Consider the following 930-nt stretch of genomic DNA (forward strand, 5'->3'; position numbering starts at 1 on the left):
CCGCATTCATGGTGGTTCCTTCGCGCCTTGCGGTGTCGACCCTATAGAATCGATCAAACACTCGGGCCTGAAGCTCGGCTGGAATCGTTGTGCCTCGGTTGGATATGGCTGTGCAAACCGAGCCACCGCTCTCGCTTATTTCAACGCTGATGGTGCTGCCTTCCTCTGCATATCGAACTGCGTTAGAGACTATGTTTGAGACGGCCCGTCTCAGCATCGATTTATCGCCATGTACCGATCCATCGCCTGAAAGCGCGATTTCTACCTTTTTGTCCTCGGCTGCAAGCTCGTAATATTCGATAACGCTCGCGGTAATCTCAGCCATGCTGGCATCTTCGGCATTGGGCGTAATCTTCCCGTTGTCCGCCTTGGCGAGGAATAGCATGTCATAGACCATCTTTGACATGCGCCTAAGTTCTTCGAGGGCGGAATACAAAATGTCTTTGTAGTCGGTATTCTCGCGGTCGCGCAAGAGCGCGACCTCCATTTGGGTAAGCATGCTGTTCAGCGGCGTTCTTAGCTCATGCGCGATATCCGCTGAGAAACCTGACAATCTGAGAAAAGAGTCGTCCAAGCGCGAAAGCATTTCGTTGAAGTTGTCTACGAGTTCATGCAGCTCGCCTGGCACCGACTCGGTTGGAATTCTGGTATCTAAGCAGTGGGCGGTTACCGTAGAAGAAGTCTTGGACAGTTCGTCTATTGGTTTTAAGCCTTTCCTGATCAGAACAACACCTAACGCGCCACTCAGAAGTGCACTAACGACAAGCGTATAAGCAAGCCACTGCTAAATCATATCGAAGAAGTGGATTCGGTGCGTTACATCCAAAGCCAAATAGATAACAGTGTCCTGCCCTTCTACCCACCGATTTACTTTTCTGGTAATTCCGCTGTACTGGTGGCCACCGAAACTTACCGTCCAGCGTTCCTCTT

At 50.9% G+C, this 930-nt stretch carries 1 protein-coding gene; it reads right to left on the bottom strand.

Annotated elements, in window-relative coordinates; translation table 11 throughout:
• Positions 1 to 748 (bottom strand): heavy metal sensor histidine kinase (locus QKY98_RS23435; protein ID WP_350030295.1); only part of this gene is annotated, 748 nt, incomplete at its 3' end.
• Between the last annotated feature and the right edge of the window lie 182 nt (positions 749 to 930).

The organism is Pseudomonas sp. HR1 (genome assembly GCF_030175875.1).
In the GTDB taxonomy this organism is placed as follows: domain Bacteria; phylum Pseudomonadota; class Gammaproteobacteria; order Pseudomonadales; family Pseudomonadaceae; genus Chryseomonas; species Chryseomonas oryzihabitans.